Annotated in this window: 22 protein-coding genes and 1 pseudogene; 9 read left to right on the top strand and 14 right to left on the bottom strand. The window is 70.8% G+C overall.

Annotated elements, in window-relative coordinates:
* Positions 1-272: 272 nt before the first annotated feature.
* Positions 273-2291 (top strand): ATP-dependent zinc metalloprotease FtsH, encoded by a 2019-nt coding sequence (gene ftsH, locus Cco03nite_RS27940; RefSeq protein ID WP_203695293.1) that lies wholly within the window; start codon positions 273-275, stop codon positions 2289-2291.
* On the top strand, positions 2288-2932 hold the full coding sequence (folE, locus tag Cco03nite_RS27935) for a GTP cyclohydrolase I FolE (RefSeq protein ID WP_373314347.1): 645 nt from the start codon (positions 2288-2290) through the stop codon (positions 2930-2932). The genes ftsH and folE overlap by 4 nt, the downstream gene beginning before the upstream one ends.
* Before the next feature lie 75 nt (positions 2933-3007).
* Here folE and Cco03nite_RS27930 read toward each other — a convergent pair whose 3' ends face one another.
* The 3 genes from Cco03nite_RS27930 to Cco03nite_RS27920 form a co-directional block, all read right to left on the bottom strand.
* Entirely contained in the window at positions 3008-3631 is a 624-nt protein-coding gene (locus Cco03nite_RS27930) for a hypothetical protein (protein WP_203695291.1), read from the bottom strand.
* Between the two features lie 144 nt (positions 3632-3775).
* A complete protein-coding gene (locus Cco03nite_RS27925) occupies positions 3776-5710 on the bottom strand; it encodes an FtsK/SpoIIIE domain-containing protein (protein WP_239167718.1) in 1935 nt (644 codons plus the stop codon).
* A 117-nt stretch (positions 5711-5827) separates the two neighbouring features.
* The gene (locus Cco03nite_RS27920; protein ID WP_203695289.1) at positions 5828-6103 is read right to left on the bottom strand and encodes a hypothetical protein; all 276 of its coding nucleotides are present in this window, start codon (positions 6101-6103) and stop codon (positions 5828-5830) included.
* Between the two features lie 101 nt (positions 6104-6204).
* Here Cco03nite_RS27920 and Cco03nite_RS27915 point away from each other — a divergent pair, with 101 nt between their 5' ends.
* Positions 6205-6366 (top strand): hypothetical protein, encoded by a 162-nt coding sequence (locus Cco03nite_RS27915; RefSeq protein ID WP_155369439.1) that lies wholly within the window; start codon positions 6205-6207, stop codon positions 6364-6366.
* A gap of 268 nt (positions 6367-6634) precedes the next feature.
* Complete coding sequence (locus tag Cco03nite_RS27910; protein WP_203695288.1) at positions 6635-7105, top strand: hypothetical protein; 471 nt, start codon at positions 6635-6637, stop codon at positions 7103-7105.
* Position 7106: 1 nt separating this feature from the next.
* On the opposite strand, the gene Cco03nite_RS27905 is transcribed toward Cco03nite_RS27910, so the two are convergent.
* From Cco03nite_RS27905 to folP, 9 genes and pseudogenes are all read right to left on the bottom strand, one after another.
* Entirely contained in the window at positions 7107-7721 is a 615-nt protein-coding gene (locus Cco03nite_RS27905; protein WP_203695286.1) for a hypothetical protein, read from the bottom strand.
* Positions 7718-8860 (bottom strand): M23 family metallopeptidase, encoded by a 1143-nt coding sequence (locus Cco03nite_RS27900; protein WP_203695284.1) that lies wholly within the window; start codon positions 8858-8860, stop codon positions 7718-7720. The genes Cco03nite_RS27905 and Cco03nite_RS27900 overlap by 4 nt, the downstream gene beginning before the upstream one ends.
* The gene (locus tag Cco03nite_RS27895; protein WP_203695282.1) at positions 8857-9384 is read right to left on the bottom strand and encodes a hypothetical protein; all 528 of its coding nucleotides are present in this window, start codon (positions 9382-9384) and stop codon (positions 8857-8859) included. Before Cco03nite_RS27895 ends, Cco03nite_RS27900 begins: the two co-directional genes overlap by 4 nt.
* Before the next feature lie 2 nt (positions 9385-9386).
* Positions 9387-11222, bottom strand: a complete 1836-nt coding sequence (locus Cco03nite_RS27890; RefSeq protein WP_239167720.1) for a DMT family transporter — start codon at positions 11220-11222, stop codon at positions 9387-9389.
* Positions 11223-11251: 29 nt separating this feature from the next.
* Positions 11252-14427: pseudogene (locus tag Cco03nite_RS27885) on the bottom strand (ATP-binding protein).
* Positions 14428-14759: 332 nt separating this feature from the next.
* Complete coding sequence (locus Cco03nite_RS27880; RefSeq protein ID WP_203695280.1) at positions 14760-15122, bottom strand: hypothetical protein; 363 nt, start codon at positions 15120-15122, stop codon at positions 14760-14762.
* 8 nt (positions 15123-15130) lie between these two features.
* Positions 15131-15451, bottom strand: coding sequence for a molybdopterin-binding domain-containing protein (locus Cco03nite_RS27875; protein ID WP_155369450.1), 321 nt, complete (start codon positions 15449-15451; stop codon positions 15131-15133).
* Positions 15452-15685: 234 nt separating this feature from the next.
* On the bottom strand, positions 15686-16042 hold the full coding sequence (gene folB / locus Cco03nite_RS27870; RefSeq protein ID WP_203695278.1) for a dihydroneopterin aldolase: 357 nt from the start codon (positions 16040-16042) through the stop codon (positions 15686-15688).
* Positions 16043-16044: 2 nt separating this feature from the next.
* Complete coding sequence (folP, locus tag Cco03nite_RS27865) at positions 16045-16878, bottom strand: dihydropteroate synthase (RefSeq protein WP_203695303.1); 834 nt, start codon at positions 16876-16878, stop codon at positions 16045-16047.
* A 21-nt stretch (positions 16879-16899) separates the two neighbouring features.
* Here folP and folK point away from each other — a divergent pair, with 21 nt between their 5' ends.
* From folK to Cco03nite_RS27845, 4 genes are all read left to right on the top strand, one after another.
* The gene (folK, locus tag Cco03nite_RS27860) at positions 16900-17427 is read left to right on the top strand and encodes a 2-amino-4-hydroxy-6-hydroxymethyldihydropteridine diphosphokinase (protein ID WP_203695276.1); all 528 of its coding nucleotides are present in this window, start codon (positions 16900-16902) and stop codon (positions 17425-17427) included.
* A gap of 34 nt (positions 17428-17461) precedes the next feature.
* Positions 17462-17974, top strand: a complete 513-nt coding sequence (locus Cco03nite_RS27855; protein ID WP_239167717.1) for a DUF3180 domain-containing protein — start codon at positions 17462-17464, stop codon at positions 17972-17974.
* A 157-nt stretch (positions 17975-18131) separates the two neighbouring features.
* The gene (locus Cco03nite_RS27850) at positions 18132-19412 is read left to right on the top strand and encodes an ABC transporter permease (protein WP_239167716.1); all 1281 of its coding nucleotides are present in this window, start codon (positions 18132-18134) and stop codon (positions 19410-19412) included.
* Between the two features lie 296 nt (positions 19413-19708).
* Positions 19709-20995 (top strand): cation:proton antiporter, encoded by a 1287-nt coding sequence (locus Cco03nite_RS27845; RefSeq protein ID WP_203695273.1) that lies wholly within the window; start codon positions 19709-19711, stop codon positions 20993-20995.
* Positions 20996-21056: 61 nt separating this feature from the next.
* On the opposite strand, the gene Cco03nite_RS27840 is transcribed toward Cco03nite_RS27845, so the two are convergent.
* Both Cco03nite_RS27840 and Cco03nite_RS27835 read right to left on the bottom strand, forming a co-directional pair.
* Positions 21057-22214, bottom strand: coding sequence for an NADH-quinone oxidoreductase subunit D (locus Cco03nite_RS27840; protein ID WP_203695271.1), 1158 nt, complete (start codon positions 22212-22214; stop codon positions 21057-21059).
* Between the two features lie 114 nt (positions 22215-22328).
* Positions 22329-23261, bottom strand: a complete 933-nt coding sequence (locus tag Cco03nite_RS27835) for an SAM-dependent methyltransferase (RefSeq protein WP_239167715.1) — start codon at positions 23259-23261, stop codon at positions 22329-22331.
* A 76-nt stretch (positions 23262-23337) separates the two neighbouring features.
* Here Cco03nite_RS27835 and Cco03nite_RS27830 point away from each other — a divergent pair, with 76 nt between their 5' ends.
* Entirely contained in the window at positions 23338-24585 is a 1248-nt protein-coding gene (locus Cco03nite_RS27830; protein WP_203695268.1) for a phytase, read from the top strand.
* Positions 24586-24596 lie beyond the last annotated feature (11 nt).

Raw genomic sequence — 24596 nt, 5'->3', positions numbered from 1 at the left:
CCGCGGAGCACCCCCGCCCACCCCCCACCCCGCGGAGCACCCCCGCCCACCCCCCACCCCCTCACTCAGCCGTGAGCGAACACAGGTGTCATTTGTCCCGTATGCGGGGGAGCTGAGCTGAGAAAACGCTGAACGTTGTGCGATGGGGACCACGCATCAGCCAACCGAAGGTTTCTACGGTGTACCGTCGACTAACCGGGCCGCGCCCGGTGAGCTGACCGCCTCTATCGATCAGGAGGACACGGGCGCGAACAAAAGCGTCCGGTAACAGCATGGAGCGTACGCGTTTCTTCCGCCGGCCGATCTTCTGGATCTTCATCGTGGCCATCGGCGCGATCCTGCTCAGCCAGCTCTTCACCAGCGGCCCGAGCTACCAGCCCGTGGACACCTCGGTGGCGCTCGCCCAGCTCAACCAGGCTGGCCCGAACGCGATCAAGGAAGTGCAGATCCGGGACAAGGAGCAGACGCTCCGGATCGACCTGGCCAACAAGGCCAAGTTCGACGATGTCGAGACTGACAAGATCGAGGCTCAGTACCCGGCCGACGCCGGGCTGGAGATCTTCAACCAGGTGAACGCGGCCAAGGCCGCGGGCAAGATCTCCGGGCCGTTCGACACCGAGGTCACCGAGGAGTCGGTGTTCCTGTCGCTGCTGGTGAGCCTGCTGCCGATCGCCGTGCTGGTGATCCTGCTGCTGCTGTTCATGTCGCAGATGCAGGGCGGCGGCTCGCGGGTGCTGAACTTCGGCAAGTCGAAGGCGAAGCTCGTCAGCAAGGACACCCCGAAGACCACCTTCGCGGACGTGGCCGGCTCCGACGAGGCCGTCGAGGAGCTGCACGAGATCAAGGACTTCCTGCAGAACCCGGCGAAGTACCAGGCGCTCGGCGCCAAGATCCCGAAGGGTGTGCTGCTGTTCGGCCCGCCCGGAACGGGTAAGACGCTGCTGGCCCGCGCCGTCGCCGGCGAGGCCGGGGTGCCGTTCTACTCGATCTCGGGTTCCGACTTCGTCGAGATGTTCGTGGGTGTCGGCGCCTCCCGGGTCCGTGACCTGTTCGAGCAGGCGAAGGCGAACGCCCCGGCGATCGTGTTCGTCGACGAGATCGACGCCGTCGGCCGCCACCGCGGCGCCGGCATGGGCGGCGGTCACGACGAGCGTGAGCAGACCCTGAACCAGCTGCTGGTCGAGATGGACGGCTTCGACGCGAAGGGCGGCGTCATCATGATCGCCGCGACGAACCGTCCCGACATCCTCGACCCGGCGCTGCTGCGCCCGGGCCGCTTCGACCGCCAGATCGCGGTGGACACCCCCGACATGGTCGGCCGCAAGGCGATCCTGCGGGTCCACGGCAAGGGCAAGCCGTTCACGCCGGACGTGGACCTGGACGCGGTGGCGCGGCGTACGCCGGGCTTCACCGGCGCGGACCTGGCCAACGTGATCAACGAGGCCGCCCTGCTGACCGCGCGTCAGGACAAGCGCGCCATCACGAACGAGTCGCTGGAGGAGTCGATCGACCGCGTGGTCGCCGGCCCGCAGCGGCGCACCCGGGTGATGTCGGACCACGAGAAGAAGATCACCGCGTACCACGAGGGCGGCCACGCCCTGGTGGCCTGGGCGCTGCCGCACAGCGCGCCGGTGCACAAGGTGACGATCCTGTCGCGCAGCCGCTCGCTGGGTCACACGCTGGTGCTGCCGACCGAGGACAAGTACACCCAGACCCGTGCCGAGATGATCGACACCCTGGCGTACGCGCTGGGCGGCCGGGCGGCCGAGGAGCTCGTCTTCCACGAGCCCACCACGGGCGCCGGCAACGACATCGAGAAGGCGTCGGCACTGGCCCGGGCCATGGTCACCCAGTACGGCATGAGCTCGAAGCTCGGCGCGGTCAAGTACGGCACCGCCGGTGACGAGCCGTTCCTGGGCCGCTCCTACGGCCACGAGCGGGACTACTCCGACTCCATCGCCGCCGAGATCGACTCCGAGGTGCGCTCGCTCATCGAGCTGGCTCACGACGAGGCGTACGAGATCCTCGTCGAGTACCGCGACGTGCTCGACGCGATCGTGCTGGAGCTGATCGAGAAGGAGACCATCTCGACCGCCGACATGGCGCGCATCTGCGCCCGGGTCGTCAAGCGGCCGCCGATGGCCCCGTTCAACGGGTTCGGCAAGCGCACGCCGTCCACCCAGCCGCCGGTGCTCACCCCGGCCGAGGTGGAGAAGCAGTCGGCGAGCAACGGCCAAGCCACCGACAGCGACGAGATCACCGTCTCCTCGACCGCGGAGGCCACGAACTGAACGGCGAGCAGGAGCTGGACCACCTCGCCGCCCGCCTGGTCGACGGCTCCCTCACCGGTGTTCCGGTGGAGGAGACCGTCGACCTGGCGCGTATAGAGAAGGCGGTCCGGGAGATCCTCGTCGCGCTGGGCGAGGACCCCGACCGCGACGGTCTGCAGAAGACCCCGTCCCGGGTGGCCCGCGCCTACGCCGAGCTGTTCGCCGGCCTGCGGGTGAACCCCGCGGACGTGCTGACCACGACGTTCGAGGCCGACCACGACGAGTTCGTGCTGGTCCGCGACATCTCCATCTTCAGCCTGTGCGAGCACCACCTGCTGCCCTTCCGGGGCGTGGCGCACGTCGGCTACCTGCCAGGCGACGACGGCCGCATCACCGGCCTGTCGAAGCTGGCCCGGCTGGTCGAGGTGTTCGCGCGCCGACCGCAGGTGCAGGAACGGCTCACCTCCCAGGTCGCCGACCTGCTCCAGGAGAAGCTCCAGGCCCGGGGCGTCATCGTGGTGCTGGAGTGCGAGCACATGTGCATGGAGATGCGCGGCATCCGCAAGGCCGGTGCCCGCACCGTCACCAGCGCCGTACGGGGCATCCTCAAGTCGGACCCGAAGACCCGCGCCGAAGCGATGTCCCTGATCAACTCCCGCTGACGCGCCTGAACAACGACGCCCGCCCCGCCGAGACCACGGCCGGGCGGGCGTCTTCGTACACCGAAGCGGTTCCGGTCACAGGACGGCCAGCAGCGCGACGGCCAGCAGCACCGGTGCGATGCAGGCGAACGCGCCGACGGCGGCGGTCCGCGGCCGATCCCGGTAGATCGTGCCCACGAGCAGCCACCCCGCCCCGAACGCCAGCGGCCCGAGGAGCAGCCCGCTCACCGCGGCGAAGAACACCTGCGCGCCGTCACCGGCCAGGCCCGCCACCGCCAGCTGCACGAGGAGCGCCAGCAGGCCCATCGGCCCGTACACCAGCAGGTTGCGCAGCGTCTGCGAGCCGCTGCCCTCGTCGTCGAACCGGGCCAGCGCCCCGTCGGCGACCTCCACGTTCGCGCCCGCCTGGCGCAGCGCGGCCAGCGCCACCGCCGGGCCGCCACCGACCGCCTCCGTCGCCGCGAGCAGCTCCGCCGGACCCGGCTGCAGCACCGGCGCGGGAACCCCCGCCCGACCCGCCGTGTCGAGCAGCCGGGTCGCCTGCATACCGAGTCGGGCCTGCACGGTCGGCAGCTCGTCCCGAGCCGCCGCCAGCGCCGACGCCTCGCCCGCGGCCGAGTCCGCCGCCTCCCGCCGCACCGTGTCCAACCGCTGCGCCGCCCCGAGGTACTCCGCCCAGGCCGCACTCCGCTCGCTCATGCATCCTCCTCGCTACGCTCGTCGTCTGCATGGCCCCGAGCCACCTGATTCGCTCGCTCTCGCTCGCTCATGCATCCTCCTCGCTACGCTCGTCGTCTGCATGGCCCCGAGCCACCCGACTCGCTCGCTCGTGCATCCGCTCGGTCACGCCGGTTCCTGGGTCAGGGCGGTGAGCACTACGGGCGGGTCCGAAGAAGGGTCACGTGCCTGCCAGAGGCGCTGGCGCAGGGCGGCCAACACCTGCGCGTCGGCATCCGGGTCGGGGAAGCGGACCGTCTTCTCGTGCCCGCGCGTCGCGCCCCGCGGGCCGCCCAGGCCGCCCGCCGTATTGACGACCGCGCAGCCCAACGGCAAGGTCGCCGCCGCGTCGTTCGTCGCCTCCAGCACATCCCCGCCGCCCGGCAGCGCGATCCGCACCGGCACCTGCCCGAACAGCGAATCCCGCCGCGCGTGCAGGGCCTCGATACCGCGCACCGTCTGCGAGCACAGGATCAGATGCACGCCGTACGCGCGCCCGCGCCGCCCGATCGCCTCCAGCAGCCCCAGCGCCTCCGCCGCGACCGGATCCGAACCCGTCAACAGCACCGGGAACTCGTCGATCACGCATACCAGGCGGGGCAGCGACCGCTGCTCGCGAGCCTGCACGAACCGCTGCACGCCCAGCTCCTGCCACAGCTCCTCGCGGCGGCGCAGCTCCTCGTCCAGCTCCCGCAACACCGCCAGCCCCTGCTCGCGATCACAGTCCAGACCGACCACCCGGGCATGCGGCAGCCATGCCGGATCAGGCTCGGACCCCGTGCTCGGCGCGAACCGGCCGAACGCTTCACCCGGCTTGAAATCCAGCAGGTACAGCGCCAGCTCGTCCGGGTCGTAGCGGGTGCACAGGCCGTACAGCACGTTCACCAGGAACGCCGACTTGCCGCCCCCGGTCCGGCCGCCGACCAGCCAGTGCGGCGTCAGATCGGCGAACACCAGCGAGATCGGCGTCTCGCCGGCCAGCCCCGCGGTCGTGGACATCCCCGCCGCCGACGACTCCGCCCACCAATGGTCCGGGTCCGGCAGCAGGTCCATCAGGTGCACCTGGCCCGACAGGGCATAACGTTCGGCCAGCTCCCGGCACACCCGGGCCACCAGCTCCGCCGGCGGATCAGGATCGAGCCGCACCGGCACCGACAGCCCCGGCCACGTCGCCGTCGGGCTCGGCCCGTCCGCGCGAGCCGGCTGACTGAAAGGCATACCCCCCAGCAGAGCGTACGGGTTGCGAAGCGCGACCTGCGTGCTCATCGGCAGCGGGGCCTGCGCCGACGGCAGCGACGTGTCCGGCGTCAGCGGCGGCGGAGGCCAGCCCGCGACGATCAGGTGCAGCCCCGTCGCCGGTCCCGCCTGCGCCAGCGCCGTGATCCGGTTCAACTCCGCACCCTGCACATCCGACGGCAGGGCGGCGATCAGCAGCAACATCGTGCAGTCCCGGCGACGCGGCCGGGCCGTCGGACGCCGCTGCGCCTCCGGCCGGCTCGGGCGTACCCAATGCTCGGCCTCCGCCAGCACCGCCTGCAACCCCGCCCGGTCGGTGACCGGCGGCGGCATCAGCCCCGCATCGGCCAGCGCCCCGAACGGCGCGAACAGCGCCCCGCCCACCGCGTCCACCGCCCGCACCACCAGCGTGCCCGACGGCGCGGTCGCCAGCAGCCGCAGCAGGACCGCCCGCAGCACCCCCGCCACCCGCGGATCCCGCGAATCGGCGCTGAACGTCAGATGACCCGTGCCCAGCAGCGGCAACACCGCCGGGAACTGGGCGTCCTCGCCCGGCGCCGCAGTGCCGATCCGGACGAACTCCGGCCGCCGCTGCTCACCCAGCGGCAAGCCCGCCGGCACCTCGTCGAGCACGGCCCCCAGCCAGCCCGGCGTCAGCCGCCCGGCCGCGTCACGCAGCCGCTGAGCCAGCGCCTGCTGCTCGGCCAGATCGGTACGTGGCGGCGGAAGATAAGTGTCCAACGCGGACGCCGCCGCCTGGGCCACCGCCGAAGCATGCCGGTGCAGGCTCGCCGCCTGGTCGATCCGCGCGTTCAATCCGGGCACGCCGACACCTCCGCTGCGTCCTCCCCGGGGGAGGGTAGCGCAGAGCGCCCGATACCTGTCGCAACTACGCGGAAGCAACTCCCGTGTAAACCCGACAGTTCATCCGTCGATGCCGGGCTATTCGTCCTTCGACAGGTAGTCGATGAAGCGTGCCCTGATCAGAGGCTCCTGGTCGCCGTAGTCGTGCCCCGTGAACTCCCGCCACAGCGACACCGAGTCGTCGACCGCGGAGCCGATGTCGGCAAGCTCCCGCTCCTCCGTCTCCGGCGAGGTCGGCAGGTGTTTGAACAGGTCCCAGAAGAAGCCGATGTCCAGCTTCTCGCGTGCCTTGGTGAAGGCGCGCTCGCGCAGCTCCTCGGTGGGCAGGGCATCCAGTTCGGCGAAATCGGTCACCCGACCAGCGTACGGGGTGATCCCCGGACCGGCCCCTCGGCGGTGAACCGTCCGCCTGTCGCGACCTCGTGCCGGCGGGAGCCGCAGGCTATCGTCATCGCGTGTACGAGACCCCGCCGCCGAAGCGGCCGTCGCCTCTCCTCGGCCTGGTCAAGAAGCCGATGATGCTCGCCATCGCCGGAGCCGCCGTGGCCCTGCTGCTGGTCATTTTCTGCTGCTGCGGGCTGTGGCTGTTCGGCAACCTCAACACGGGGTCAGTCTGACCTCGGTGGGTCATCCACAGCGGAATCGTGGACCCTGTGCGCGGTGTGTCCGCTCGACTACGCTTCCCACAGGACGTGCCGACAGGACATAGCAGCGCTTGCGCTAGTGGTGGACATATCCGAGGTGGGGAGGGTGCATCGGTGAGAAATGGCAGGTTGCCATAGGAGTGCGGTGCAGTTGCGCGTGGTTTCGGGTTCCTGAAGCGATCAACCAGAGACACGGCGACGTGGGAATGGGGACATGGTGCGATCGGCGAAGTGGCGAAGGATGTTCCTCGTTCTGGCGATTGTCGTGGCAGTCGCCGGAACTGGAGGTGCGATAGCCGCCGTCGTGGCATACGACGAAGCCACAAAGATCGATCGCAGTAATCCCAAGGTTGTCGTTGACGAGTATCTGCGAGCGGCACTGGTCGACCAAGACAAGGTGAGTGTCGATCTTCATGTCTGCGACGAGCCCGCAGGGCTGGCACCGATAGGGGCGTTACGCGAGGAGTTTGATCAGCGCGAGCGAGATTTTGGTGTCGTCGTACTTGTTACCTGGGGTGCCATGACGGGCGAGACCAGTGGGAGTGAGTCGGCGGTGACGACGACGTTGACGATCTCGGGTCGTAAGGATGGCGCAGTTATCAGTAAACGAAGCGAGATCTGGCGATTCAGCCTTGTGGATTCGGATGGTTGGCGGGTATGTGTCGCTCGCCGTATGCCAGACCCAGTGCCGTCCGTGACCGCGTCGCCCTGAGCTACTCGATCCAGAGTTCGGCAAGCGGCACAGATCTGGTCGCGGGTGCCTGCCCGGTGGCAGCCCACCGATACCACTCGTGTTCCAGCGCAACGCGAACCTGCGCGTTGCCCTCAGGCCCCGAGTGAGCTTCGGTGACCGCGCGCAGGCCGCGCTGCTCGCCATCATTGCCGGTCTGGACGAGCCGCCGGCCGGTGAGCTGGCCAGGAGCCTGAGCGGCGAGAACCTCTGCTGGGATCGCCACTCGGGTGGGCGGTGAATCCAGCGAGACCAGTGTCAGGTTATCGGCGCTGGCCGTCCGCTCGGCAGATGTGCTGATGGTCTCGACCCATACTCGCTCAACCGGTACAAGGGCAGCGAAGACCTCAACCCGCTCGCGCTCGGCCCGGTACCACTCCGCCTCGGCGAGCACGGGGATTAGACTTCGAGCACCTTGGCGAATCATCGTGTCACCGCGCAGTCCGGTGCGCCATCCGTGGCCAGGCAGGCCGATCATTACTCGTGCGCCGCGTAGCACGCCACCGCTGCTGATAACGGTCAGTGCTGGTACAGGCACGATCGGGGCTGGTGGCGTCCGCCACTCGGCAGCCCACGCCGCGAAGTCTGCCTCGGTCATGCCGAGTCGTTCCCCTTTCCGAGGGCGGCACCCTTGCCGGCCATGAACGGCACAGGGTCGATTGCACCACGGTTTGATCGGTCGCCATCGAGGTGGACCTGGAAGTGCAGGTGCGGTCCGCTGGAGTGGCCGCTGGTTCCGACGTAGCCGATAACCTGGCCGGCCCCGACCCGTTCGCCGACGTGAACGAGGGGCCTGCTCACCATGTGGCAGTAGCGGGTGATCACCTGGCCGGCGTGAAGAATGTCGACGAACCAGCCACAGCCGGGGGTGGAAGGCGAGCCGTCCCGGTCGCAATTGCCAACGTCGCACTTGCTCACGATTACGACGCCTGCTGAAGCAGCCCGGATGGGCGTGTTACGGGAGGCGCCGAGGTCGACGCCGTTGTGGCTGGGTCTTTCGCGGGTGCGAAATCCCGACCAGACGCCCGCGCCCACGGGAGCTGTCCATCCGGAGGCAGCGATCTGGCCGAACTCGGCGCACTTCAGCTGACTGCCCACCACCACAGCTCGCGCTGCGCCATCCGCGAGCTCATTGACTATTCGCGTCGCGATTGGCTCATGCTTGGCATATGCGTTCGGGTAGGCGCTGATCTGTACGCGCTGCGCGGCGACGGTTAGTGGAAGAGTTTCCCAGCTCTTGATCTTTAGTAGTTTGTTGTAGAACTTAGTCGACGAGTAAACGGGATCCATGATTTGCGCAGGAGTGCCCCAGCCTTGGCTTGGCCGCTGCTGAAACAACCCCAACGAGTCGTGGTCGTTGCGATCGCCAAGGTGGCCATGGTTAGTAAGGCTGCTTTCCTGCATCGCCGTCGCAACTGCGATTACCCATCCTCGCGGAGGCACTTTGAGTTGCTGTCCGGTCTTGATGATGATGGCAGCGTTACGAATCTTGTCCTCGCTGTATGGGCCGATCCGGGGGAACTGCCCGGTAACGCTGACGGTTTTTGTGCTGCCGCAGGTCAAAGCGTTGGTAAGTGACGAGTTGTTGGTGGCTAGATCCCCAAAGATGACAGCAGTAACAGCACCACCGCAGCACAACAGCGCGAGGGCTCCCGTCACAGCCACGATGATCCCAGGCCGCAGGAAGCGGCGCCCCTTCTCGCGTAGGGGCGTACCGGGCAACGAGAGGCTGCTCATGCCCGTTCCCAGTCGACGCCGTCCACCAGCCATCGACCTTGGAAAGCCACAAGACGCAGCCTCAGCAGGCCTGCGTCAACAGGAATGACGACCTCTACGAAGGTGTCTGCGAGCGCTTCCATACGCGCGGCACCGGTTATCCGGTCTGCCGGCACCCCGGCTGGGTCCACCCCGTCAAGCTCCGTGACAAGGGCCGCGGTGCTGTGTGGCCGCAAAGAATCGAGCCAGGCGTCCGCACTGCGGTCATGTCTGATCCATTGCTGGGCGAACTTAGTTGCCACAGAGATGGCCTGCGGACCATTACTCGCCTTCATCGGACTGGGTGTCGGGTCGAGGTGCACCAGACCGTCGTCCCCCTCGTGAGGGTCTACGGCGCTTGGTGCTGCAATCGGTGGCTGAACAGACGAGGTCACCGGTGGAGTCGGGCCACCTAGTAGTTTGCCAAGGGCAACGATCACCGCGACCACGCCAGCCAGTCCGAGCGCCACCACGGTGCGGGGCCGTAGGGGAATCCGGGACAGCATGGTTAGCTCCGTTCCGCCCACGTCTCGGACCGACGCTCAGTCCGCTGTGCCGGCTCGGCGGCCGGTTCTGTCCGTGCCTCCGCGCGAGTGGCTGCCTGGTGAGGCACTGTGGCGGGTCGGTACACGGCATATGCCGGGGAAGACTCAGGCACGTCAGGCGAGCGCCATGTCTCCACGCGGACTGGGTCGGTTCCGCCCCGTGCTTCGGCTCGAACGACCGATGCAGGGTCCTCTGCGCTGACCGCGAGTTCCGGGCGTGCCTCGGGGACGGTCGTGCTTGTAGTACTGCCAGGCGCGACCAAGGTGGCCGGCGTCCGTTCGTTCGAGGAGGACGCTGCGGGCGCGGAGGGCCTGGCGGTGAGCAGCGACGTGCCGCTGCTACCGCCACCCAACTGCGTGATCCGGCGGTATGGGCGGAGAAGAATCCAGCCCACCACTCCGCAGAGCAGTACCAGTGTGACTTGCAGCCATCCGGCCAAGGAGGAGGTACTCATGATGAGGTCGACTGCGAAAAGGTAGACCGCAGCGCCTGTACCAAAGATGAGAACGTTGAACAGTGCAGCCAGCACAGAGTTCACGAGTCGGCGTAGGCCTGCGCTTGCAGGACGAAGCAGGCCGACCGTGCCAAGAGCGGGTGCCGCGATGACCGCCCAACGGATGATGAGGAATCCGAGCAGTACAAGCAACGAAGCGACGATGTCGAAGGCGGCGTAGCAGAACGCAGAGAGAATCGCGACGAATCCCGCGCCAATCCGCTCCATCCCCTTGGTACCACGGAGGTACTCGTAAGCCTCTGGATCCTCGGTCTTGATCTGCTCGGCAACTTTCATCCAGTCGCTCTGCTTGGAACGGATGATGCCGTCGCGGCGACTGGAGTCGTCCTGGATCGCCGCAACGTCGTCCCAGCTCAACGACTTCGCGCGGTACAGAGCTGGTCCGTATTTCTTGGCCGTCTCGCTGTCTGCGGATCCGAGTACCCCGCGAAGCCAGTTCCGGTACAGAAGTGCCTGCACAGCGGTGTCCCCGGCACGGACAGCCGGCGGGCGCTTGTCCTCGCATGCCCCAGGCGTCGGATCGTCGCAGACTGTAGGTGCCTGGGCTCGCGGGCCCACCGCATCATGGACGACGCTGAGGACGCTGACCAGCGTGCTGTCGGCAGCCTTGGCGGACTGGACAGGCCAGCTCGCAATGGCAGTCACGCCGACCATGACCAGGATGGCCCAGCCGACCGTGGTCAGCGCCATGGACATCTGGGCCTGGCGTGAACGCCACAGCAGGTAGACGCCGATCACCGCCAACGTGATTACGCCGAAGACGCTGAACACCTGCTTGTAGAGCGCTGTGGTGGCCTTCTCCACAAGTGGGTCTGCCCAGCCCCACATCTCGTCCGGGGCCCAAGCCCGCTCCCGTAACGCGTTGGAGACCCCGACGATGCCCGCCGCGAGCATGAACTCGCCGTTGGCGATGGTGTTCTCCAGCTTGTAGTCCGGGTGCATGACGGTCTGGACGCAATTGATGTCATAAGTGGTGTAGTCGTACCCGGCATAGCCGTACTCGCTGTACAGCAGGTAGCTGCTGCCGTCGGCACCCGTCGTCCAGGTGGGCTTGGTGACGAACCAGCCGCCCAGGCCGGAGTCCGGGGCGGCAGGGTTCGGTGCGCTCAGGCACTGCACCCGCGAGGCACTGACCTCCTGCAGCCGCTTGATGCACTCGTCCAGCCCGCGAGCGGTCCATTCCTCCAACGAGCACAGCTTGTCCCCGGGAGCCGCTACAGCCGACGGGGCCGGTGCGGCGGCCTGGACCGGCGCGCCGAAGAGCGTCCCCAGCGCCAGGACCATCGTGGCGAGGGTCGCTGCGGCGAGCCGCTTCACCGCTTGCCCCCCTGGCCGGCCGCCTGCCCGGTCGGGGTGGTGTCGAGCGTCTCCAGCAACCCGGCGACGTACGACACGTCGACCCGCACCCGCTGCACCCGGCTGTCGACGTCGCGCAGCACGAACTCGCGATACCCCAGCCGCCCCGAGCTGTTCGCATCCGGCGCGGACAGCGACGCGAGCACCGCTTCGTACCCGACGTCGGTCGCACGCGCAGCAGCCGCAGCGCCTCGGATGCGATCTCCGGGTCCTGCGCGATACGCCCGACGAACACGGTCGAGACGAGGTTTTGCACGTCGAGCCCGAGGATGTCCTTCGGGTTCTGCGAGGCGACGAGCGCGGCGAGGTTCCACTTGCGGCTGTCGCGCGCGAGCCGGACCAGGAACGAACGCCCGGACCGCCAGCCTTCCATGAAGTGCGCCTCGTCGAGTCCGACGAGTTTGCGCTGGTGCATGTCGCCGGAGTAGCAGCGCCGGACCGCGAGCCGGTGCGCGGTGTGCAGCATCGGCAGGGCGAGGGCCTCTTCGGCGGACCAGTACTCGCGCTCGATCTTCAGGTCGGGCAGGCGCAGCCCGGACATGGTGATGACGGTGAGCGCGGAGTCGGTGCTGAGCAGGTCGCCGGGCGGGCTGCCGAAGAACAGCAGCGCGAGCGGCATCTCGGCGGTGTCGAGCAGCAGGTTGGCGAGTTCGCGGCCGGTGTCGTCGATGCCGGCGAGGCAGCGTACGACGTCGTCGAGGGTTGCGGTCTCCTCGGCGGGCACGGTGCGGACGGCGTGGCGCAGCAGCGTGGCGGTGGACGCCTCGCGGGCGACCTGCGGCGGCATGAGCATGGAGCAGATGTCCTGCACGAGCATGCGGCGTTCGGCGCGGGCGTTGCTGACGGAGATCTCGTATTCGCGGTCGCCGTCGGGGCCAGGTCCGAATTCGGTGCGCTGCGGGGTCGGGATCAGCGAGTACGGGGCGAGGGTGCCCTGCTCGCCGCCGGTGAGGTTGAGGACGCGGGAGTACGGCTTGAGTTCGGGCATGTTCGCGAGCCGGGCGAGCGGGCCGCTCGGGTCGAGCAGGGTGACCTGGACGCCGCGGCGGGCGTTGAGGTAGCCCATGGCGCCGAGCAGGGTGGACTTGCCACCGCCGGGTTCGGCGACCATGACCGACAGGCCGGAGCGTTCGCGCACCTCCATGGGGAAGTGCGGGTCGAGGAAGACGGGGCGGCGGCAGGTGCCGGCGGTGCGCCCGAGCAGGTCGCCGCGGCGGTCGCCGACGACGGACGCGGCCTGGGGCAGCGCGGCGGCGAGCAGCCGGACGGGCATGCGGCGCAGGTAGCCGGTGTTGGCGACGGGTTCGCCGGGGATGAACTCGCGGGCGAGCTGGTCCTGCTGCTTGGGGTGCTGCAGGGAGACGCGCAGTTCGCGGCTGTAGGTGGCGACGACGGAGCGGGCCCGTTCGAGGCATTCCTCGCGGTCGGCGCCGCTGACGGCGATGCGGTGCCAGCCGTGTGCGCGGGCGGAGTCGACGGGCAGGCCGGTGGTCATCTCGTCGCCCATGACGAGGGCGCGGCTGGCCAGGCGCTCCAGCTCGGGCGGGGCGTCCATGCCGTGCTCGAGGTAGTCCAGCTGCTGCGAGCGGATCATGCGCAGCCGGTGTTCGAGGTTGCGGAAGCTGTCGCCGGGGCCGAGGATGTCGACCCGCGACGACAGTTCCATGGGCCAGGGCAGGCGCTCGTGGAAGTGCAGCCAGGGCTCGTGCCGCTCGGGGATGTCGAGGGGTTCCATGCGGCCGACGGTGAGGACGGCGACGTGCCGTTCCTCGCCGGTCATCCGGTTGACGAGCTTGACGGTGCTGCCGTACGGGGTGCGGTAGCGCTCGATGTGCTCGGTGAGGGCGAGCAGGTCGCCGGAGTCCCAGCGGCCGTGGTTCACGGCGCCGAGCATGTTCGGCGGGCTCATGCCGAGCGCGACGGAGCGGTAGAGCAGCCATTCGAGTTCGCTCGCAGCGGCGCGCTGGCCGCGCATGCCGAACGCGGCGAGCACCTCGTCGAATTGCTCGACCTGCTTGCCGAGTTTGCGGCGTTCGGAGTCGGCGGTGCCCTTGCCGAAGGCGCGCAGCAGCTTCTCGCTGAACGAGTCGCCGAGCGCGCGGCGGGCGAAGGTCACGCCGAGATAGGTCTGGCCCTCGCTGTGGTTGATCTCGCGCAGGTGGCGCTGGGCGGCGACGAGGTGGTCGCCCCAGCCGGGCGCGCCCGGCACGGGCGGCAGCGGCCGGGCGGTGAGGTGGTCGAGCTGCGCGGCCCACTGGTCGGCCGGGAACGGCCGGGTGGTGCGGCGCAGGTGCAGGCGGAATCCGGCGAGGCCGGCGTACTGCTCGCTGATCGCGGACAGCAGCGCTTCGCGGTCGGCGTCGGGGCGGAACGCCCAGCGCACCTCGGGCAGCATGTACCAGGCGGTCACCGCGTGCGGAGTGAACGTGAGATGACCGGCGATCTCGGTGATCGCGAGTTCCTGGGCGGCGTCGCGGTCCTTCGTGGGCTTCGGCTGCGCGGGCGGCTTGACCTGCTTGCCGCGGCTCTTCGGCGGCGGCTGGCGGTGTCCGGTGGCGGGCGGCGCGGAGCGGGGCGCGGCCTGCGGTGTGCCGCGCGGGGGCAGCGGGCGGCTGCTCAGCGGCACGGTGCTGACCGGCACGGAGCTGACCGGCATCGCACTGACCGGGCGGTTGCGCAGGTCCGGCTGGGGGCGCATGGGCACCCCGCTGACGGGTACGCCGCTGACGGGCGCGTTGCGCGGCACGCCGCTGACCGGGGCGTTGCGCGGGCGACCCAGGCGGCCGTCGCCAGCGGTGCGCGACGCGTCAGGCGGTGCGACGGGGTAGGCGGTCTGGTCGGTGCGCTGCCCGTCGGCGGCCGGCGTGGTTCGCGTGGGCGTGACCGGAGGCGGAGCGACCGGCGGTGAGTCCGCCCGCCTGGGTTCCGTCCGGCGCGGCGCGCCCGCGCGGTCCGGTGCGGTCCGGGCGGTCGGCGGGACCTCGGGATATCCGGCCTTGCGGCCGGTGGCGGCGGTGCTCGGCGCCGATGCGCCGCGGGTGGGTGCCACCTGGCGCAGCGGAGCGCCGGACAGGCCGACCGAACCGGGGTCGGCCGCCTCGGAGTCGAACAGCTCCAGGAACGGCGACTCGATGTCGGGGCCGGACGGTGCCGGTGGCTGGCTCGGCGGCTCGGGGTCGCGGCGCGAGGACGCGGCGCGTTCGCGCTGCGCCTGGGTGGCGGCCTCGGCGGCGGCGCGCATCTCGGCGGCCCGGCGGTCGGCCGCGGTCTGCAGGTCGCTGCGCAGGTCGGAGGTGCGCGCCTCGGGGCGCCCGCCGGAGTCCTCGACGTGGTCCTCGGGCTCGGCGGGTTCGCGGCGGCGCGGCGGCTGGAACACGGCGACGGGGCCCGTCGCGGCGGTCCCTTCGACGGACGGGACGACGTCGGATACCGCGTCGTCCAGGTCGTACTCGGTATCGTTGCTGGTCATGTGATCGCCTGCCGCACGACGACGCGGCGGGCGACCAGGCGCGGGTCGCGGCGCTCGACGACCGGCTCGCGGGTGCGCCGCCAGTCGGTGAGCGCGGTGCGGATGACCATGCGCGCGGGCCGGTCGGGGTCGACGTGGCGGAAGATGTACGACGTGGTCACGATGGCGAGCGCGATCTCCCAGGTGGGGAAGAGCTCGAACTCCTGCGTGAACAGCCAGTGGATGCCCATGTAGAGCGGGACCAGCAACACGAACAGGCCGTACTGGGCGTACGGCAACTGCACGGGGAGCGTGTATCCGGGCGGCCCGAGATAGACCAGGCGAGCCCGGTAGATGTCGTCGTCCGTACGCAGCCGCATGCTTCCGCCTACTCGAACATGATGTCGATGAGGTTCTCGCCGACGAGCAGCAGCGCGCCCGCGCCGACGATGAAGGCGACGCCGATGATGGCGATCGCGGAGCTGGTCAGCACCTTCGACACCTCGCCCTTGCTGGCGCGGCCGATGAAGATGACGCCGAGGATCGCCAGCAGGATCGGAGAGATCTTCGTGGCGAAGAAGGTGAGGATGTCGTTGGTCGCGATGCCGCCCTTGGGCTCCTCGGGGGCCGCCTGGATCGCGTCGGCGATCATGCCGAGGGTCGGCGTGGCATGGCTCCACGCCGCCTGGACCAGCTCCATGGCGATCATTCGGTACCTCCCCGGTGCGCGACCGGCGCTGCAATTGCTTAAGCCTTACTGATGGGGGTCCTCAGCGGTGGGATGCGGCCGATGACACCCTGCTTTGTGTCGATCACAGTTCGTAGTAAAGCGCCGGGGTTTTGCGGTTGTGTAGGACCGGTGTTCGATCCATAGCAGAGCGTACGGTGCACCCACCGGCCCGACAAGCCATGCAGGTGGTGGCGGGTGTCGGATGTCCGGCGATCACCTCGTGCCGGTCAGCGTCACACTCACGTCGCTGAAGGTCAGCGGGATCGGCGCCTGTGGCTTGTGGACGGTCACCACCGCCTGCGCGACGCGGGGATCGGCCAGGCAGGCATCGACGAGGCGCTGCGCCAGGGTCTCGATGAGATCGACCGGCGGCCCGGCCACGATCTCGGCCAGCCGGGCGGCCAGCTCGCCGTAGTGCACGGTGTCGGCGACGTCGTCGCTGGCGGCGGCCGGGCGCAGGTCGAGGCCGAGCTGCACGTCGATGACGAAGTCCTGGCCGTCGCGGCGCTCGAAGTCGAAGACGCCGTGGTTGCCGCGTACCCGCAGGCCGGTGAGCGTGATGAGGTCCATGGTCAGCCTTCGTAGCGCAGCCGGGGGCTGCCGGTGGCCCGCCACACCGCGAGGGCGTCGGCGGTCGAGCGCACGTCGTGCACGCGTACCCCCCAGGCCCCGGCCGCGGCGGCCAGCAGGCTGGTCGCGGTGGTGGCCGCGTCGCGGTCCGCCGCGGGCCGGCTGTCGAGCAGCAGGCCCAGGTAGGACTTGCGGCTGGCCCCGAACAGCACCGGGAAGCCCAGGTCGATGATGCGGTCCAGGTGCCGGGTCAGCGCCCAGTTGTGCTCGGGGGTCTTGGCGAAGCCCAGTCCCGGGTCGACGATCAGCCGGTCGGCGGCGACCCCGGCGCGCAGCGCCTCGTCGACCCGGCGGGACAGCTCGTCGCGCACCTCGGCGACCACGTCGCGGTAGGTGGCCAGCGCCTGCATGTCGGCGGAGTGCCCCCGCCAGTGCATGATCACGTACGGGCAGCCGGCCTCCGCGACGACGCGGCGCATGTCCGGATCGGCCAGCCCGCCGGAGACGTCGTTGACGGCTGCCGCGCCGGCCTGCACCGCGGCCGCGGCGACCGCGGCGCGCGTGGTGTCGACACTGGTCGGCACGCCGGCCTCGGCGAGCGCCGTGATGACCGGCACCACCCGCTTGATCTCGGTGTCGGCGTCGACGCGGCCGGCCCCCGGGCGGGTCGACTCGCCGCCGACGTCCACCAGGTGCGCGCCCTGCTCACGCAGCTCCACCCCGTGCCGTACGGCGGTGTCGAGGTCGTCGTAGAGACCGCCGTCGGAGAAGGAATCCGGGGTCACGTTGAGAACCCCCATCACCACCGGCGGCGTCGCGTGCATCAGGTCGGACACCACGCTGCGAGAATATCGGTCGTGACTTCGGTGGTCTTCTCGATAGGCAGCAACCTCGGCGACCGCGCCGACCATCTGCGCTTCGCGGTGCGCCGGCTCGCGGAGGAGGGCGAGCTGCTCGCGGTGAGCGGCGTCTACGAGACGCCGCCGTGGGGCGACACCGAGCAGCCGGCCTACTACAACGCCGCGCTGCTGGTACGCGGCCCGCAGTCGGTGGAGCAGTGGCTGCTCACCGCGCAGGGCATCGAGCACGAGGCAGGCCGGGTACGCCACCAGGCGCGCCGGTACAGCCCGCGCACGCTCGACGTCGACCTGGTCGCGGCGTTCGCCGAGGACGGCGAGCCGATCCTGCGCGACACCCCCGAGCTGACCCTGCCGCACCCACACGCCCACCAGCGCGCCTTCGTGCTGCGGCCCTGGCTGGAGGTGCAGCCCTACGCCCAGCTGCCAGGCCACGGCTGGGTGAACGATCTTGTGCTGGCCGAGCCGATGGCCGCGGAGGTCGCCGCGATGACCGCGCTGCCCCAGGTGCGGCTCGAAGTAGAGTGACGGTCATCCAGTCGAGTGAAGGGTGGGGACCGAGTTGAGTCAGACGCCGGAGCCACGGCTGCAGCCCACCAACCCGGCCACCCTGATCGTCGCGGGGCTGGGCTCGGCCGCCGTCGCCTGGCTCGTCATCAGCACCTGGTATTTCGACCTGGCGACCCTGCCGTTCCTCGGCCGCAGCGGCTGGCTGCCGGCGTTCACACTGCTCGCGCTCGCGATCGTGGAGTTCGCGCTGGCGCAGCAGACCCGGGCGCGGCTGGAGGGCAAGCCGGGCCGGGAACGGGTCGAGCCGCTGGCCGTCGCGCGGTACGCGGTGCTGGCCAAGGCGTCCTCGCTGGCCGGGTCGATCTTCGCCGGGTTCGCCGCCGGGCTGAGCCTGTGGCTGTTCGTCGACGGGCAGCAGCGGCAGCTGGCCGCGGTCAGCCGCGACCTGCCGACCGCGCTCACCTCGCTGGCCTGCTCGCTGGCGCTGGTCGGGGCGGCGCTGTGGCTGGAGCGGGCGTGCCGGGTGCCGAAGCGCCCCGAGGACGACAAGCCGGACGCTCAGTAGCGGCCGAACGGATCGGCCGCGGCCACTATCGGGTACCCGTCGGCCGCGGTATGTCATCGCCGGTAGACCCTGTTGCATTCACGTTTCAGCCGGTAGGTTGCCTCGGGTATGCCGTGTCGTACCCCGCGACCGGCAGCCGACTCGGGAGGCGCGAGTCATGGCCTACGACAGCGAAGCGACCGACGCGACAGGGCAGCGACGGTACCGCGGCGAGGGCTTCCGCGAGGAGTCCGATCTCAGAACCGACGGCGGCGCACACAGCGTCCTAGCCGGCGTGCAGTACCGGCCGAGGGCGACGCCCGCGGCCAACCTCGACGACGTCTTCGACGACCCCGCGCACGGCGAGGTCGGCCGGGACCGGCTCGGCGTGCACTTCGCCTGGGAGGGCGTGCTGCTGCTCGGCGTGGTCGCGATCGGCTTCCTGCTGCACAACGGCCACCGCGACACGATCACCGGCGCGAACTTCAAGGAGCTGCTGGTCTTCGCGTCGGTGCTGGGCCTGCTGGGCTTCGGCGCCTCGATGACGCTGCGCGCCGGCGCGGTGAACCTGGCCCTCGGCCCGGTCGCCGCGGCGGCCGCGCTGTACTACGCCGAGCACGGCGACAAGGGTGTGGTGCCCACCGCCGGCATGGCCGTGGCCTTCGCCGCGGCGCTGGGCCTGGCGGTCGCCATCCTCGTGGTGGGCTTCCACGTGCCCGGCTGGGCGGGCAGCCTGGCCGCCGCGCTGGTCGCCATCGTCTGGATCCAGAAACACCCGGCCCCGCTGACCGTGAGCGGCGGGTACGACCCCACCGACCACGCGCTCTACCTGTACGGCGCCTTCGCCGCCCTGACGATCGTGGCCGGCCTGCTCGGCGCGATCCGCTCCATCCGGCGCGGTGTCGGCCGGTTCCGGCCGGTCAGCGACCCGGCCCGGCGGCGCGGCGGCCTCGGCGGCGTCGTCGCCGTGCTCGCGCTGGTCGGCTCGACGGTGCTGGCCGCGGTGGCGGGCGTGGTGATGGCCGCGCTCAACGGCTCGACCGAGCAGGTCGTCGCCCCGACCGAAGGCTTCGAGCTGACCGGGCTGGCCCTGGGCGCGGCCCTGATCGGCGGGGTGAGCGCGTACGGCCGCCGCGGCGGCGTGTTCGGCACGCTGCTCGGCGTCACCCTCATGGCCCTGGTCGTCTGGTACGCCGAAGCGGCCCAGTGGCGCATCTCGCTGTACGCGCTGGCCGCCGGCGCCCTCGCGCTCGGCCTCGTGGTGACCAGGCTGGTCGAGACGTTCGGGCGGCCGCTGCCGCTGGACGACGACGGCCCGGACGACTGGGCCGACGTGGGCGTGCCCGGTGCCTCGTGGTCCACGGGCAGCGGCGACACGTGGGCGAACCTGCCCGCGCAGCCCGCCCCCGTCCGCGCCGACCAGTGGGGCGAGGAAGACCGCTGGTCGTCCCTGCGCTGAAGTCGAGCCGAGCCGCCGTGTCCGCCTCCGCGGTCCCGGCGGCTCGTTCGTGCCGTGCCACTTTCGGGCGCGGGGCCGGCTGAGCCGGGCGAAACGGGCGGGCGCTCGTTGAACCGTTCGTGACGAAGGTTCGGCGATTACCGGCGCGCCGCGCGCCGCGGGCGGGCGTACGCAAGCCGCGCTGGGTGGCGCAGCTGCTCAGGACGGGTCGGCGACGATCTCCGGGTGGAATGTTCTCGCATTTCAAGGCCGTGGAGCATTCCCCTCGCAAGCAACTGTCGGTAGCCTCTAGCAACATGCCGGACTCGGACACTCGCGATGAACAGCGGCACGCGCGCCTGCTCCCGGTGTTGTTCTGGGGCGGCGTCGGGCTGGCCCCCCTGGCTGCGATTTTCCTGTTCATGGCCGATGGCGGCACCGCCTTGCGGGCCGCGGTGGGCGTGGTCATCCTGTCGGTCATCCTGATCGGCCTGTCGATCACTCTCCGTCGCGACACCGAGACGGTACGGCTCGAAATCGAAGACATGATCCTCGATGAGATCGACACCGTGCGGGCCGACGTCCGCGACGACATCTCGACCGCGGCCCACGCCACGCACCGCGCCTTCGGGGAGAAGTTCCAGTACCTGGTGGACCAGCTGGAGGCCACCCGGCACGAGCTGGAGGCCACCCGGGCGCAGCTGGAGCACATCCGGGCCGAGGCCGCCCGGGCGGCGCAGGCCGCACCCGCGCCCGCGGCGCGCAGCGGCAGCCCAGCACCCGCCCCGCACCAGCCGGGCCCGAACTCGGGCCGCGCCGGCATGCCGCCCGGCGGCGTGGTGCGGCACACCGAGACCGTGCAGGTGACGACGCGGCACACCATCGTCGACCCGCACGGGGAGGACAGCCAGCGCGGCGCGGCGATCTACGGCAGCCCCGTCAGCGGCGGGGCAGGCGGTTTCGACCGCGACCGTGACCGGGGCCGCGACGCCGGGGAGTACGCTCACCGCGCCGAGAGCCCGCGGGTCGAGGTGCAGCGCCCGCGCGCCGAACGTGCCCGCGAGCGCGACCGGCACGAGGAGTCGTGGACCGAGCAGCGCCTGCGCGAGCAGCTGGAGCGCCGCCGCGACGCGAACGAGCCGGTCTCCGGCGGCGACAGCTGGACGTCCCGGCGCGACCGCGGCGACGACCGCTGGTCCGACCGGGCCGGCGATGCGATCGAGGGCCGCTGGTCCGACCGCGACGAAGAAGACCGGCCGGTGCGTGCCGCCGGCGACCGCTGGACGACGGTGCGCAGCGACGACCGCGGCCGCGAGGTGCGCATGGGTGAGCGCCGGGCGGCGCTGCACAGCGACAGCTCCGGCACCGAGCTGCGGATCGAGGACCGCTGGGCCGCGGTGCGGCGCGAGGACCGCGGCTACGACGACGACCGGGCCGACGAGGGCCGTGGCGGCTTCCCGTACCGGGACCAGGAGCGCCGGGAGCCCCGCGCGCTGACCGGCTCGGACCGGGAGGAGCGCTGGTCCGACTACGAGGACTCGCGCGAGCGGGACCGTGACCGGGACCGGGACCGCGATCGGGATTACGACCGCCGGTACCGCTGAACACCCCGACGAGGAACGCGCCCTTCCGGAGTACCGGGAGGGCGCGTTTTCCCGTATGCGGCTACTTGTCGATGTCGCCGACGACGAAGAACATCGAGCCCAGGATGGCGATCAGATCCGGCACCAGGGTGCCCGGCAGCAGCGTGGACAGCGCCTGCACGTTGGCGTACGAAGCGGTGCGCAGCTTCATCCGCCAGGGCGTCTTGTCGCCCTTCGACACCAGGTAGTAGCCGTTGACGCCGAGCGGGTTCTCGGTCCACGCGTAGGTGTGCCCCTCCGGGGCCTTGACCACCTTGGGCAGGCGCACGTTGACCGGCCCGCCGATCCGGTCCACCCGGTCCAGGCACTGCCGGACCAGGTCCAGCGACGCGTACACCTGGTCGAGCAGCACCTCGAAACGCGCGTGGCAGTCGCCGGCGGTGCGGGTGACCACGGGGACGTCCAGCTCGCCGTACGCCAGGTAGGGCTCGTCGCGGCGCAGGTCGAAGTCCAGGCCGCTGGCCCGCCCGACGGGCCCCGAGGCGCCGTACGCGGCGGCCTGCTCGGCGGTGAGCACCCCGACGCCGACGGTGCGGGCCAGGAAGATGTCGTTGCGCCGGATCAGGTCGTCGAGCATCGGCATCCGGGAGGCGACCAGGTCGACGGCCTCCCGGGCGCGCCGGGTCCAGCCAGCCGGGACCTCCTCCTTCAGCCCGCCGATCCGGTTGAACATGTAGTGCATGCGGCCGCCGGTGGCCTCCTCCATGACGGCCTGCAGCACCTCGCGCTCGCGGAACGCGTAGAACACCGGGGTGATCGCGCCGATCTCCAGCGGGTACGAGCCGAGGAACATCAGGTGGTTGAGCACCCGGTTCAGCTCGGCCATCGCCGTACGCAGCCAGACCGCCCGCTCCGGCACCTCCAGCCCCATCAGCCGCTCGACGGCCATCGCCGCGCCCAGCTCGTTGCTGAACGCGCTCAGCCAGTCGTGCCGGTTGGCCAGCACCAGGATCTGCCGGTAGTCGCGGACCTCGAACAGCTTCTCCGCGCCCCGGTGCATGTACCCGACGATCGGCTCGGCGGACAGCACCTTCTCGCCGTCCAGCACCAGCTTCAGCCGCAGCACACCGTGCGTGGACGGATGCTGCGGCCCGATGTTCAGCACCATGTCGGTGCCGAGCTGCTGCGCCCCGGCCCCCGCGCCGACCGTCAACTCCCGGCTACCGCCCGCTGCCACCATGCGCGCCATCGTAAGCCAGCCCCAAGAAAGCAAGGGCACCTTGTTAACGGTATTCGTAGAGGAAGGGCACCTTCTTAACGCTGCACCCGCTGTGGGCTGGGCGGCGGCAGGCCGTCAGGTGTGCGGGTGGAGGAGGGGCACCTCGCGGTGGTCGAGGCCGGACCACTGCGCCAGCCACCAGTGCGCGCCCAGCCCTCCGGCGGCGGTCAGCTCCGCGATCTCGCTCGCCTCGGCCAGCGCCCGTACGTAGCCGAGCGGATCGGTCGAGGCCAGGGCGAGCGGGGGCCGGCCGGCTGTGACGCCCAGCCGGTGCAGCGCCGTGCGCTGGTCCAGCAACCGCCCGCCCGCCTGGTCCGGTCCGGCCGCGGCGATGGAGTCCATGGCGACATGGCACGTGATGTCGGTGCTGCCGTCGAAGGCCGGGGGCACCTCGCGGCCGTCCCGGAAGCCGGTGGCCGTCGGCAGCGCCGGCCGCCGGTCGCGCAGGTGTCCGTAGTCGACCGCCAGCGCGAGCCCCGCGTCCAGCGCGCCGGCGGCGTCGGCCCAGGCCTCGTCGCGGCTGCGCCCGACTTCCACGATGTCGGCCGGCCCGGCGGGCCACCACCGCTCGATCCAGGCGGCGTCGGCGGCGTCGACGGGCCCGCACGGCATCAGCTCGGTGTCCAGGTAAGACCCGTCGCGGGTGAGGTCCAGCGGCACGTTGTCGAGCCACTCGGTGGCCAGCAGCAGCCCGGTCAGCCCGCGCGGCAGCTCGGTGCGCCAGGTGACACCGTCGTCCCCGCGGGCGCTGACCTCCACCGCCACGGGCCGGACCCGGCGGCGCAGCGGCGGGGGCAGCGCGGCCAGCACCCCATACAGCAGCTCGCCGCGCCCCGCACCCACATCCACCAGGTCGAACACCGAGGGATGGCCGAGCGCCCGGTCCACGTCGGCGGCGAGCGCGGCGATCGCGCGGGCGAAGTGCGGTGACTGCGCGCTGGTCCGGAAGTGGTCGGCGGGCCGCTCGCGGACGAAGAAGCCGTCCGGCCCGTACAGCGCAGTTCGCATCGCGTCCCGCCAGCGCATGGATGGGGTTCACTCTCCGTTCGTCCCGGGTTGCCCTGCCGAATCTACGGTCCGGCCCATGCGACGTATTCTCACCTGCCTCGCGGCCGGAACCCTGGCGGCGACCGCGCTGCCCGGTGTGGCCGCGGCGGAGACCACGCCGGTGCCGCGCACCGTCACCGCGAAGTTCGAGACCCCCGCGCTGTACGACGACGAGGCCGGCGGCGACGCCGACGCGGACGACCCGGCGATCTGGGTCAACGAGCGGGACAAGGCCCGCAGCCGGGTCATCGTGACCGCGAAGAACGGCGGCCTGCGCGTCTACGACCTGCGGGGACGCGAGACCCAGTCGTTCGCCACGCCGGACGCGCCGGGTCCGGACGACGAGCCGGGCCGGTTCAACAACGTCGACCTGGTGTCCGGCTTCCCGCTGCACGGGCGCCTGGTCGACCTGGCCGTGGTCACCGACCGGGGCCGCGACAAGCTGCGCTTCTACCGCATCGACGACGGCGTGCTGACCGACGTGACCGCGCCGGACGCGCCGTTCGCCTTCAACAGCACCCAGGAGGAGGTCAACGAGCAGGCCACCGCGTACGGGCTGGCCACGTTCCGCGACGGCCGGGACTTCCTGGCGATCGCGAGCCGCCGGCACACCCCCGAGCTGGGTATGTTCCGCCTGGTCGCCAAGGGCGCGAAGGTGAGCTACCAGCGCGTCGACCGGCTGCTGCTGCCGGACACGTTCGCGCTGCGCGGCGGCGGCTCCTGGACGCCGTGCCTGGAGCCGGGCGAGCTGCCGCAGGTCGAGGGCATGACGGTGGACCCGGCGCTGGGCGTGCTCTACGCCGCGCAGGAGGACGTGGCGCTGTGGCGGGTCTCGGTCACGGGCGGCCGCTTCGGCTACACGCCGCGCATGGTCGAGCGCACCCGGGAGTACGGCGTCCCGGCGGTCTACGACCCGGAGACCGAGGAGTGCACGGTCGACTGGTCGGCGGACCCGGGCGAGGGCGGGCGCATCGCCGCCGACGTCGAGGGCGTGACGATCTTCAAGACCGGCCGGTACGACGGCACGCTGCTGGTCTCCTCGCAGGGCGATGACACCTTCTACACGTACGACCGGCTGACTCTGCGCCCCACCGGCCGCTTCGCGGTGGTCGACGGCCGGGTCGACGGCTCCCAGGAGTGCGACGGCGCGGCGGTGGTGAACACGCCGCTGCCCGGCTTCCCCGGCGGCCTGCTGGTGGTGCACGACGGCCAGGAGACCCCGTCCGGCGACCGGGCCGCGACCAACGTCAAGTTCCTCGACGCAGGCTTCCTGAACAAGCACTGAGCTGCGAGATC

Origin of the sequence: Catellatospora coxensis, assembly GCF_016862635.1 — a bacterium.
GTDB lineage: Bacteria > Actinomycetota > Actinomycetes > Mycobacteriales > Micromonosporaceae > Catellatospora > Catellatospora coxensis.
Note: the sequence above shows the minus strand (reverse complement) of the source record. Positions and strands in the feature narration are given on the sequence as shown.

Excerpts from the sequence above, each read along its gene's own strand:
- ftsH (WP_203695293.1), top strand. The coding sequence starts at position 273 with ATGGAGCGTACGCGTTTCTTCCGCCGGCCGATCTTCTGGATCTTCATC.
- Cco03nite_RS27895 (WP_203695282.1), bottom strand. The coding sequence starts at position 9,384 with ATGCTGTCCCGGATTCCCCTACGGCCCCGCACCGTGGTGGCGCTCGGA.
- Cco03nite_RS27835 (WP_239167715.1), bottom strand. The coding sequence starts at position 23,261 with ATGCGAACTGCGCTGTACGGGCCGGACGGCTTCTTCGTCCGCGAGCGG.
- Cco03nite_RS27910 (WP_203695288.1), top strand. The coding sequence starts at position 6,635 with ATGTTCCTCGTTCTGGCGATTGTCGTGGCAGTCGCCGGAACTGGAGGT.
- Cco03nite_RS27830 (WP_203695268.1), top strand. The coding sequence starts at position 23,338 with ATGCGACGTATTCTCACCTGCCTCGCGGCCGGAACCCTGGCGGCGACC.
- Cco03nite_RS27840 (WP_203695271.1), bottom strand. The coding sequence starts at position 22,214 with ATGGTGGCAGCGGGCGGTAGCCGGGAGTTGACGGTCGGCGCGGGGGCC.
- Cco03nite_RS27930 (WP_203695291.1), bottom strand. The coding sequence starts at position 3,631 with ATGAGCGAGCGGAGTGCGGCCTGGGCGGAGTACCTCGGGGCGGCGCAG.
- Cco03nite_RS27875 (WP_155369450.1), bottom strand. The coding sequence starts at position 15,451 with ATGATCGCCATGGAGCTGGTCCAGGCGGCGTGGAGCCATGCCACGCCG.
- folB (WP_203695278.1), bottom strand. The coding sequence starts at position 16,042 with ATGGACCTCATCACGCTCACCGGCCTGCGGGTACGCGGCAACCACGGC.
- Cco03nite_RS27890 (WP_239167720.1), bottom strand. The coding sequence starts at position 11,222 with ATGGTCCTGGCGCTGGGGACGCTCTTCGGCGCGCCGGTCCAGGCCGCC.
- Cco03nite_RS27905 (WP_203695286.1), bottom strand. The coding sequence starts at position 7,721 with ATGACCGAGGCAGACTTCGCGGCGTGGGCTGCCGAGTGGCGGACGCCA.
- Cco03nite_RS27880 (WP_203695280.1), bottom strand. The coding sequence starts at position 15,122 with ATGCGGCTGCGTACGGACGACGACATCTACCGGGCTCGCCTGGTCTAT.
- Cco03nite_RS27845 (WP_203695273.1), top strand. The coding sequence starts at position 19,709 with ATGCCGGACTCGGACACTCGCGATGAACAGCGGCACGCGCGCCTGCTC.
- Cco03nite_RS27850 (WP_239167716.1), top strand. The coding sequence starts at position 18,132 with ATGGCCTACGACAGCGAAGCGACCGACGCGACAGGGCAGCGACGGTAC.
- Cco03nite_RS27900 (WP_203695284.1), bottom strand. The coding sequence starts at position 8,860 with ATGAGCAGCCTCTCGTTGCCCGGTACGCCCCTACGCGAGAAGGGGCGC.